Raw genomic sequence first — 10409 nt, forward strand, 5'->3', positions numbered from 1 at the left:
AATGGCAGTAAATAAAGTTCCTGTTCTGAAAAGATGCAGATCTCTTGGTTTAGAGCCAAGTTATTTGGGATATGATAAAAAATCTAACAGAGAATTAAAGAGAGCGAATAAGAAGGTATCTGAGTATGGCCTTCAGCTTCGTGAAAAACAGAAAGCAAAATTCATTTACGGAGTATTAGAGAAACCATTCCGTAACTATTATGATAAAGCAGACCAGATGAAAGGTATGACAGGTACAAACCTGATGACTATCTTAGAGAGCCGTCTTGATAATGTTATCTTCCGTCTTGGATTTGCAAGAACCAGAAGAGAAGCAAGACAGATCGTTGACCACAAATTCGTTACAGTTAACGGAAAGTTAGTTAACATTCCTTCTTACCTGGTAAAAGCTGGCGATGTAATCGAAATCAAAGAGAGCCGTAAAAATTCCCAGAGAATGAAAGATGTCGTAGAAGTAGCTGGCGGCAGATTAGTTCCGGAATGGCTTGATGTTGATGCAGAGAAAATGCAGGGAACCGTAAAAGAGTTACCTTCCAGAGAAATGATTGATGTACCAGTAGACGAGATGCTTATCGTCGAGTTGTATTCTAAATAATCATAAACTAGCGGGCTGAAAGAAGAAACAAATTACCCGAAAGAAGGAGGGGCTTTGTAGTGTTCGATTTTCAAAAACCAACAATTGAAATTGCTGAAATTTCTGAAGACAAAAGATATGGAAGATTCGTATGCGAACCTTTGGAAAGAGGATATGGTACAACACTTGGTAATTCTTTAAGAAGAATCATGTTGTCATCCCTGCCAGGTGCAGCAGTAAGTCAGGTTAAAATCGATGGTGTACTTCATGAGTTCAGTTCTATTCCTGGCGTAAAGGAAGATGTTACTGAAATCATTATGAACATCAAAGAGCTTGCAATCCGTAATAACAGCGCTGATGATGAGCCTAAGGTAGCTTACATTGAGTTCAGTGGTGAAGGCGTTGTTACAGCAGCAGATATTCAGGTAGATCAGGATATTCAGATTATGAATCCGGATTTAGTAATTGCACACTTAAACGGCGGTGCTGATTCCAAATTATACATGGAATTAACCATTACCAAAGGTAGAGGTTATGTCAGCGCAGATAAGAACAAAGATGCAGATTTACCAATTGGTGTAATCGCAGTAGATTCTATCTATACACCGGTAGAGCGTGTGAACTTATCCATTCAGAATACCCGTGTGGGTCAGATTACCGATTACGATAAACTGACACTTGACGTATATACCAATGGAACACTTGCTCCAGATGAAGCAGTCAGCTTAGCTGCAAAGGTATTAAGCGAGCACTTAAGTCTTTTCATTGACCTTTCCGAGAATGCTAAGACAGCAGAAGTCATGATTGAGAAAGAAGACAATGCGAAGGAAAAAGTTCTTGAGATGAACATTGACGAACTGGAGTTATCCGTACGTTCTTACAACTGCTTGAAGAGAGCAGGTATCAATACTGTTGAAGAACTTACAAACCGTACACCGGAAGATATGATGAAAGTTCGTAACCTTGGACGTAAGTCTTTGGAAGAAGTATTAGCAAAATTAAAAGAATTAGGCCTTCAGCTCAATCAGGGCGACGAGGTTTAAGATAACTCAGTGCAGCAGCACCAGTAAGTCCGACGAGCGTGGTGATGTTGGTTCATGAGTGGCACAAAACAAGCATTCGGTAAGTAAGTCCGATGAGCATGGCCGGATGTACCACAAATGGAGGAATAGAAATGGCAAAGTATAGAAAATTAGGAAGAACATCTTCCCAGAGAAAAGCATTACTGAGAAATCAGGTAACAGCATTATTAAACAATGGTAAAATTGTTACCACAGAAGCAAAAGCAAAAGAAATCCGTAAAATTGCAGAAGGCCTTATTGCAATGGCAGTTCGCGAGAAAGATAACTTCGAAGAAGTTACTGTAAAAGCTAAAGTTGCAAGAAAAGACAAAGACGGCAAGAGAGTAAAAGAAGTTGTAGATGGTAAGAAAGTTACTGTATATGACGAAGTGGAAAAAACAATCAAGAAGGATAATCCTTCCCGTCTTCATGCAAGAAGAGAGATGTTAAAAGTTCTTTATCCTGTAACTGAAGTTCCTACAGAAGCAGCAGGAAAGAAGAAAAATACAAAGAAAGTTGATTTAGTTGCAAAATTATTCGACGAAATCGCACCTAAGTATGCAGACCGTAACGGTGGTTACACAAGAATCGTAAAGATTGGTCAGCGTAAAGGTGACGGAGCTTTAGAAGTTCTTATCGAGTTAGTATAATTAACATCGTTTTATATGAGTCAAAAAAGAGTCAAGACATTCGTGTCCTGGCTCTTTTTTTGCTTGTTTACAGGAAATGAGACATTTGTCAACTTGATGGAAAGAGACAATTGTATATAATGAAATTAAGACAAAAGAATGGAGCAGGGAACAGACGATGAGACAATTTATGAAACCAGAAAGAATTCGAATCATAGCAGTGCTGGCTATTTTCAATTATATATTTTTAGGCTCGGAGTATCTGTTTGACAATATGATACGCTATGCAACAGATTCCGCAGGAGTAGTAAGGGCACAGAACTATGTGCTGGGAATCAGCGTAATAGGATTCCTGTTATTCCCATGCATTAACCGTTATTTTAACCAGAAGATGCGGGAGATAGGTTTATATTTATTGCCGATAGCAGGAATCATCTGCATTTTCGTAATTCAGGAGCATTTGTCCTATCGAAGTATGCTTTTATCCGGATTCCTGCTTTATATTTTATATGGCATGATTGGAAGTGCTGTACATTATTATGCTGTGGTAAGCCTTTCGACAGAAAAAGGACTTGCACAAACCGTTGGATTTGGATATGCCTTTGGATTATTGCTTCAGTTTATCAGCAATAATCTGATACATAACAGCACTGTAGAGTCTGTTGTACTTTCCGTTTTTCTGGCGGCAATGGTATTGCTGGTTCGCAGACTGAGTCTGGAATGCAGCCGGGGGGGAGTAGGAGCAGAGGATTCAGGGTCAGATTCAGATACTGATATCCGGAAGAATAACAGGCGAAGCCTCCGGCATCCGATGCTTGCGGCATTGCTTTTGATTTCGATAGTGGTTCTAATGACATGCATTTTTTCCAGTCTGGACAATGCAGTAACTTTAGTACATGCAGGTGGAAGTATAGATATTGGTCAGTGGCCGAGATTATTGCTTGCGGTAAGCGGACTGTTGGCAGGAGTGCTTTTTGATATAAAAGAGCATAGATTTATGCAGATTATGATGTACTGTGTGACACTGCTTTCAACAATGTGTGTAGTGATAATAGTCTGGGGCGGACCATTTATGGCAGGTCTTATTGTGTTCTATTTGTCCGCAGGCTTCTTTGTGGTATATTTTACCACCAGTTTTATGGACCTTTCCTATTATATGAAAGTACCGGAGTTATGGGCTGGACTTGGAAGGGCAACAAATAATATCTGTGTCGGGATTACAGGAACTATTTCCCTGATGCTGATAGAGACCGGGGATGGAATGCGCATCAGCATCATAGCATTGATTTTATTTGCAGTTATCAGTATGCTGGTATATTTGTATATGGTACAGTTTCGTATGGATATACAGGAAGAAAATATGGCGAAAATGCTGGAAAAAGAACGTGAAAAATTTTTGGAGGATAAATTTCAGGCGTTTGTGAAGAATTATGCACTTACAAACAGGGAGCAGGATGTGTTAAGGTTATTGCTTTCTTCTGATGAAAGTGCGCAGGTAATAGCAGAGCAGCTATATATTTCAAGAGCAGCATTGTACCGTTATATGGCCTCTTTAAATGAAAAAACAGAGACGAAGTCGAGAATTGGGCTTCTTCAGTTTTATTATAGCTGGAAACAGCCATAAATCGTGGAAAATCCCTAAAATGAGACAAATGTAAACTTATCAAAACAGGTAGGAAAAGCGTATATTCATATAGTAAAAGGACAGAAAAGGAAGGAGGAAAAACGTGAGAAAAAAATCCATTAGAGGATTGCTTTGTCTGCTCGTGCTGGTGGTACTGGGAGGCTGCGGAGCCTGTAACGTGTGCGGTGGAAGTGGCAGTTTATAGAAGAAAGTAAAGGAGAAAAAATATGAAGATGCGAAAGAAAATTTCCTGGTTGTTAAGCTTTTTTATGGTATTTTCATTATTTATGGGAAGTGCCGGCATGATTGTAAAAGCTGATGGACAGAAAGCAGTGGTCAGAATTGCAAGACAGGACAGCACAGCGACCGGAACCGTGTATTATAAATGGGATACGGCGGCTGAATGGACAGAAGTAAACCAGACTGCATATAATGATACACCAATAGAAATAAACAGACCGGATGACAGTCTTGATCATACGGTACATTTTAAAGTAGTATGTGGAACGGATACAATAATCAATCACTGTCAGGTGAATAAAAATGGTGCACAGGATGCAAGCCTTGACAAGAATATACTTACATCAGAGGGAGGACAGGCATTTTCTGTAAGTGCCTCAGAGCAGGTGGAACTGATTCTGGAATTTCGTACTGCAGCATCCGGAGGCGGTGGTTCCACAACGGGTCCGGCATCCGGAGAAACAATTGCAGTTACAGCAACTGCAGTGGGAGGAGCAATTGGAGACTTACAGATAGATGGCATGAGGATTGGTTCCGGAATGGGAACGAATATATTGGGCAGCTTTGCCGGAGATAAGACGCAGCAACACAGAGTGGCAATTGCAGCAGATTTTGGTTATGCATTTGCATCCATTATGGTAAATGGAACAGCAATTCCATTAGGTGGAACGACAGACAATCTGGAATTTGAAGTGGCTCCGGCAGATTCTTATCAGATTGAAGTGGCACTGACTACGAACAGCAGCCGTAATTATAATATCGTATGGACACCATCCCTTACAGTAGCAGAACAGCATGGATTTGGAAATGACTGCGTTATTGAACATGGAAGCGTGGAAATAATCAGTGCACAGTTAGAGGATGGAACTGTGGTAAATGCAGCAGAACTGGCAGGTGGAAATATAGCAGATGCATCCACAAGACTGGATGGAGACTTTGGCTATGCCGAATTTAAAGCAGGCACCAAAGTAACCATTAAGTTTACACCGGATTATGGTTATCAGTTATTAAGCGCATCTTTAAATGGTGGAAAGCTGACAGCAGTAGATTCACAGGTAAGTACCTTTGTATTGGATATGCCTGCAACAGATTTGCATCTGAGTGCATTATTTAAAAAGTCAGAGGATAAAGTAAATACGGCAAGTACAAAAGTAGACGGTGCAACCCTTGGGAATGCAGAAAACATTATTGGTTCCGGAAATCTTCAGTTAAACATTGCAGATATCAGTGGAACAGAACTGAATCAGATACAGAGTGGCATGCAGGCACAGGCAGGAAATGGAGAGATTCAAAGCTATCTTTCCATGGATTTATTCCAGGTCGTAAACAAAGGAAATTCCAACGATGCATGGGAAACCCAGTTGACCGATTTAAATGCGAAATTAAATGTAACCCTTCAGGTAAAAGATGAGATGAAGAACCAGCAGGGAACTTATTATGTGATTCGAGAGCATGATGGTGTCTATGAAAAACTTCCTGCAACGTATGATGCAGCAAGTGGAACCATAACCTTTGCAACTGATAAATTTTCGGCATATGCACTGGTATTTGAAGCCGGAACTTCATCAGGTACAACAACGCCGGGAAGCGGAACAACAGGAAATGGTGCAGCAGGAAGCAGCACAGCAGGAAGCGGTACTGCAGGAAGTAGTACAACAGGAAATACCACCGCAGGAAACACATCACAGACCGCAACCGTGAAAACAGGAGACATGACTCCGGTTGGCATCTGGTTTTTACTGGCACTGTGCAGTGGCATAGGAGCTATTTATTTTGGATGCAGAAAACGGATAAAAAATTGATAGAATATATTGGCAGACCACTCCTATATTGTTATAATGAAAAAGGTTCATGAAAATGTTATGCAAATCAGCAGGAGGGTTTAGAAATGAGATTTAATATTGAAGGCGAACCAATGCCGGTTGTAGTCTGTGAATTAGAGTCAGGCGAAATGATGATTACCGAAAAGGGAGCAATGTCCTGGATGTCTCCGAATATGCAGATGAATACGGTTGGCGGCGGAATTGGAAAAATGTTTGGAAGAATGGTTAGTGGAGAGAGTATGTTTTTAAATACATACACTGCAATGAATGGTCAGGGAACCATTGCATTTGCATCCAGTTTTCCAGGATGTATCCGAGCATTTGAGATTCAGCCAGGGTCAGATATTGTATGTCAGAAGTCAGCATTTTTAGCATCTACTTCAGGAGTAGAATTGTCCGTATTTTTCCAGAAGAGAGTAGGAGCTGGTTTCTTTGGCGGAGAAGGATTTATTATGCAGAGGCTTTCTGGACAGGGAATGGCATTTGTTGAATTTGACGGCTATATCAAAGAGTATATGCTTCAGCCTGGCCAGTCAATTATCGTAGACACAGGATATCTTGCAGCAATGGATTCTTCCTGTTCTATCGACATACAGACCGTACCTGGCCTTAAAAATATCATGTTTGGTGGAGAGGGAGTATTCAATACCGTAGTAACCGGACCGGGTCGTGTATTCTTACAGTCCATGCCAATCTCACAGATGGCAGGATGCCTGCGCCCATATCTTCCGAGCGGAAAATAAGAGATGAATTTAAATTAACAGTAGATAGATATGCTCCCTTCTGGGTAGATAAGTGAAATAATAAAATCACTTACTACTTAGGAGGGAGCATTTTCTATATCTAAATTTAAGAATAGTCTTGAAGAACTAAAAGATTCTGGAACAGGAGAAAAAATTATCATGATAAAAAGCAAAACGACAAAGGGCTGAAATGGAGACATCATAAAAAATTCAACAAAATAAAAGAGGGGGCTGAGCCGATTACTTCATAAATATATATACCAGGCAATAAAGGAAGTAAACGAACCACATAATTATTCAATATTAGAATTATGTAGATTAGCCAATATATCGCGAGTCGCTTATTTTAGGTGGGTTCATTGAAAGACACCATCAATGAGCCAGAAAATGAAAGAATAGCTGGATATTTTTATGCAGTTCTATTGTCTATTTGACGGGGAGTGTTTCAGATTAACTACAACCGCTTTATTATATTTGCATAAAAAACTTGACAAAATGTAGTAGAAAGTGTAGTATTTGAATATATAAAATTTTGAACGATGCGGGAGATATTTATGAAGGTAGATGGGGAAAAGGTTCTTTATCAGAAAATAGGTGTTACAATTCGCGAATTAGCACTGAGTCTGCTTTCAAAAAATGTGGGTGAACGCATCCAATCGATTTCTCGCTATCAGGAAGAATTTCAGGTTTCCAGAGGAACTATTCAGAATGCAATTTGTTATCTGAAAGAAGTTAGGGCAGTGGAACTGGTATCATGTGGACATCTGGGAACTTTTATAGAAAAGATTGATTATGAAAAACTGCAGGAATGCTGTCTGACACAGGGACTTATGGGAATCATGCCATTGCCGTATTCGTTGATTTATGAAGGAATGGCAACTGCTATGTATGAACAGCTTAAAGATTTAAGGTTTAATATGGCATATGTAAGAGGTGCAATTGGAAGAATTGAATTGGTAGAATCAGGAGCTTATCACTTTGCAATTGGTTCGCAGTTTGCAGTGGAACATGAAATTCAGTGTGGCCGGGAAATAGAGGCTGTGTTTAATTTTGGGGTGGGCAGTTATCTGTCAAAACATGTTTTACTCTTACGGGATCACGGTAAGAACGGAATTACAGAGGGCATGCGTGTGGCATATGACAGTGAATCACTAGACCAAAGCTGTCTGACAACCAATATAGTAAAAGGAAAAAAAGTAGAGCTGGTAAATATGCGTACACAACAGACAATCACTGCCCTTTTAGACGGTAATATTGATGCTGGCGTATGGAATTATGACGATGTATTAGAGAATCATTGTTTAGATGACTTGAAAGTTGTTTTTTTAACAGAATCTGAGTATAATGAAAAATTTTCAACAGCAGTTATGGTTATACGTAAAAACAATAAGTATCTAAAAAAAATACTTGAAAAAAATATCAGTGTTAGTAAAACATTAGAAATTTTATCAGATGTATGCAAAGGAAAAAAACATCCATATTACTAGGAATTATATTTTTTACGCCCAATATACAAAAAAATGTATATTATAAAAAACTGAAATAGATTGAAAAATCTGTTTCTATATATTTTAAATGAATGTACAAAAAAATGAACATTAGAAGGAGATGAAAAGAATGGAGAATTTGTATGAGAGACTTGATATCCTTGAGCAGGCTGGGTTGATTACACCCTTTGTTTCTGAGCAGGCAAAAAAGATTGTTGAGTTGATTACAGAATGCGGTAGTCCTATGGATGAAGAAAAGATGGCGATGTTTACAACGCATATTGCAATGGCAATTCAGAGAATACTGAATGGTAATGTGGAAAATCCTTTGGAGGAAGCAGTGCTGGAAGAATTGCGGAAGGAAGAGGCATATGAGAAAGCAGATGAAGTTGCTGAAAAGATTTATGATATTATCGAAGTTGAATTTCCAGAGACAGAGAAAGAGTATCTTGTAGTTCACTTATGTAATCTTTTTTCATAAAAAAAATAAAGGAGGAAAGAAAAATGAGGATTGCAATTGGAGGAATGCAAAAAAATGAAATGGAGCAGGAAATTTTAAAATGCTGCCCAGATGCACAGACTATTATTACTAATGATATGAAGGCTGCATCCATGATTAAGAAAGGAGAGGTAGATTATTACATCGGAGCATGTGAAAGCGGTGGAGGTTCCGCAATTTCTATTTTGATTGGACTTGTTGGTTATAATAAGTGTTGTACAGTCTGTAAGAATGGTGGAACTCCAAAGAAAGAAGAAATTGAGAAGTTTGTAAATGATGGAAAGGTTTGTTTTGGAATGGCTGTATCACAGCTTGATATTACGGTACCGGTACTTATGAAAGTTTTAATGGAACATGATAGTGCTAAGTAAAAAATAAAGGAGAGGAATGTAAAATGGAACTGAGTGTATTAAATGTAATTATTGTTATGCTGGTCTGTGCAATGACAGCATTTATGTCCCATATGGGTATGGCAGTTTTTCATGATGGAATTCGTCCGGTAATTCCGGAATATATTGAAGGTCGTATGCATCGAGGTGAAATGGCTTCAATTGCATTTGGACTAAGTGTTGGTTTTATTGCATCGGTGGGAATTGGAAATGCATTGGTAACAAATCTTTTGAATCCATGGTTATTATTTCTGGCGACGGATATCATTGGTATTGCAGCACCAAAGAAATGGCTTGCACCGATTTTCGGTGCACTTTGGGGATTGATTTGTCTGACCGGAATTGGTGGAATTAATGCAGTATTAACTGGAATGCCAGTAGATTTAATTTCAGCTATGGGCGATGTAGGTACATATGTTGTTACAGGTTTTGCGCTGTTTCCTATTGTAGCAATTATTATGCAGTTTGGAATGAAAACAGGAGTTATAACAGCTCTTATTGTTTTAGTTTTTCGTTTTTCCGGTCCTAAATTTTCTACGATTAGTGCAGATGCATGGACAATGATGGTTGGTGTAATTGCACTGGTAGTACTTTGTATTTTGAAGGATGTGAGAAAAAAGGAAAAAAGAGAAGATGAGGATATGAATATTTTCTCTGAGAGAACGGCAAGAATCAGAAAAAACCTTCCGTTTTTAATGATTGCGGGAGCCTTAATTGCGGTTGCCTGCAATGTACATATTCTTGCAGGATCAGATGTATCCATGTTTGACCTTTCAAAAGCTTATGCAATGACAGATTCTGTAGCAGCACAATCACTGATTAAAACAGTTGCAACAAATGAGTTTATGAGAGCATTAAGCTTTATCCCATTAATTGCAACAACAGCAGTTACTACAGGCGTTTATGGAGTGGCTGGTTTTACATTTATCTATGTGGCAGGATATATTTGCCCAAATCCAATTGTAGCAGCTATTGCAGGTGCGGTAATTATATTTGTGGAAGTTATGTTACTTGGATTTATTGGGAAGTTTTTAGGTCATTTTCCATCTATGCGTGATGCATCAGATAACATCCGTAGTGCAATGAATACCTGTGTTGAATTTGCACTTTTAATTGGCTCGACGGCAGCATGTTGTACAATGGGAGCTTCAACATCAGCAGGAGCAGCAGGTGGATTTGCACTTGGCGCATGCATTTACCTTATTAATGAAATGACTGGTAGAAAAATTATGCGTATGGCGATTGGACCAATCGCAGCAATTGCAACAGGTGTAATTTTAAATTTAACTTATCTGATTGGGTTGACACCGTTAGTATAAAGAGTTTCAGCAGAGGAAATT

At 38.9% G+C, this 10409-nt stretch carries 10 protein-coding genes; all 10 read left to right on the plus strand.

Annotated elements, in window-relative coordinates:
* Window position 1 precedes the first annotated feature (1 nt).
* Complete coding sequence (gene rpsD, locus DWY37_RS13565) at window positions 2–595, plus strand: 30S ribosomal protein S4 (protein WP_022242764.1); 594 nt, start codon at window positions 2–4, stop codon at window positions 593–595.
* Window positions 596–654: 59 nt separating this feature from the next.
* Complete coding sequence (locus DWY37_RS13570; protein WP_022242763.1) at window positions 655–1617, plus strand: DNA-directed RNA polymerase subunit alpha; 963 nt, start codon at window positions 655–657, stop codon at window positions 1615–1617.
* 131 nt (window positions 1618–1748) lie between these two features.
* Complete coding sequence (locus DWY37_RS13575; RefSeq protein WP_022242762.1) at window positions 1749–2285, plus strand: bL17 family ribosomal protein; 537 nt, start codon at window positions 1749–1751, stop codon at window positions 2283–2285.
* A gap of 169 nt (window positions 2286–2454) precedes the next feature.
* Window positions 2455–3888: a helix-turn-helix transcriptional regulator gene (locus DWY37_RS13580; protein WP_158561819.1), complete on the plus strand. Its 1434-nt coding sequence runs from the start codon at window positions 2455–2457 to the stop codon at window positions 3886–3888.
* 227 nt (window positions 3889–4115) lie between these two features.
* On the plus strand, window positions 4116–5930 hold the full coding sequence (locus DWY37_RS13585; protein WP_117947376.1) for a hypothetical protein: 1815 nt from the start codon (window positions 4116–4118) through the stop codon (window positions 5928–5930).
* Between the two features lie 86 nt (window positions 5931–6016).
* Window positions 6017–6694 carry a TIGR00266 family protein gene (locus DWY37_RS13590; RefSeq protein ID WP_117841524.1) on the plus strand — a complete coding sequence of 226 codons (678 nt, stop codon included), beginning with the start codon at window positions 6017–6019 and terminating at the stop codon, window positions 6692–6694.
* A gap of 554 nt (window positions 6695–7248) precedes the next feature.
* Window positions 7249–8181, plus strand: a complete 933-nt coding sequence (gene yhfZ / locus DWY37_RS13595) for a GntR family transcriptional regulator YhfZ (protein WP_117947375.1) — start codon at window positions 7249–7251, stop codon at window positions 8179–8181.
* A 130-nt stretch (window positions 8182–8311) separates the two neighbouring features.
* On the plus strand, window positions 8312–8662 hold the full coding sequence (locus DWY37_RS13600; RefSeq protein ID WP_158575691.1) for a PRD domain-containing protein: 351 nt from the start codon (window positions 8312–8314) through the stop codon (window positions 8660–8662).
* Between the two features lie 23 nt (window positions 8663–8685).
* The gene (locus tag DWY37_RS13605; RefSeq protein WP_117947373.1) at window positions 8686–9051 is read left to right on the plus strand and encodes a DUF2620 family protein; all 366 of its coding nucleotides are present in this window, start codon (window positions 8686–8688) and stop codon (window positions 9049–9051) included.
* Window positions 9052–9074: 23 nt separating this feature from the next.
* Window positions 9075–10388, plus strand: coding sequence for a YhfT family protein (locus tag DWY37_RS13610; RefSeq protein WP_117947372.1), 1314 nt, complete (start codon window positions 9075–9077; stop codon window positions 10386–10388).
* The last annotated feature ends 21 nt before the right edge of the window (window positions 10389–10409 follow it).

The sequence above is a fragment of the Roseburia sp. AF25-13LB genome (genome assembly GCF_003478915.1).
GTDB lineage: Bacteria > Bacillota > Clostridia > Lachnospirales > Lachnospiraceae > Roseburia_C > Roseburia_C amylophila.

Bases quoted from the DNA above. Each gene is read 5' to 3' on its own strand.
- DWY37_RS13580 (WP_158561819.1), top strand. From the start codon at position 2,455: ATGAAACCAGAAAGAATTCGAATCATAGCAGTGCTGGCTATTTTCAAT.
- DWY37_RS13575 (WP_022242762.1), top strand. From the start codon at position 1,749: ATGGCAAAGTATAGAAAATTAGGAAGAACATCTTCCCAGAGAAAAGCA.
- DWY37_RS13585 (WP_117947376.1), top strand. From the start codon at position 4,116: ATGAAGATGCGAAAGAAAATTTCCTGGTTGTTAAGCTTTTTTATGGTA.
- yhfZ (WP_117947375.1), top strand. From the start codon at position 7,249: ATGAAGGTAGATGGGGAAAAGGTTCTTTATCAGAAAATAGGTGTTACA.
- DWY37_RS13605 (WP_117947373.1), top strand. From the start codon at position 8,686: ATGAGGATTGCAATTGGAGGAATGCAAAAAAATGAAATGGAGCAGGAA.
- DWY37_RS13610 (WP_117947372.1), top strand. From the start codon at position 9,075: ATGGAACTGAGTGTATTAAATGTAATTATTGTTATGCTGGTCTGTGCA.
- DWY37_RS13600 (WP_158575691.1), top strand. From the start codon at position 8,312: ATGGAGAATTTGTATGAGAGACTTGATATCCTTGAGCAGGCTGGGTTG.
- DWY37_RS13590 (WP_117841524.1), top strand. From the start codon at position 6,017: ATGAGATTTAATATTGAAGGCGAACCAATGCCGGTTGTAGTCTGTGAA.
- rpsD (WP_022242764.1), top strand. From the start codon at position 2: ATGGCAGTAAATAAAGTTCCTGTTCTGAAAAGATGCAGATCTCTTGGT.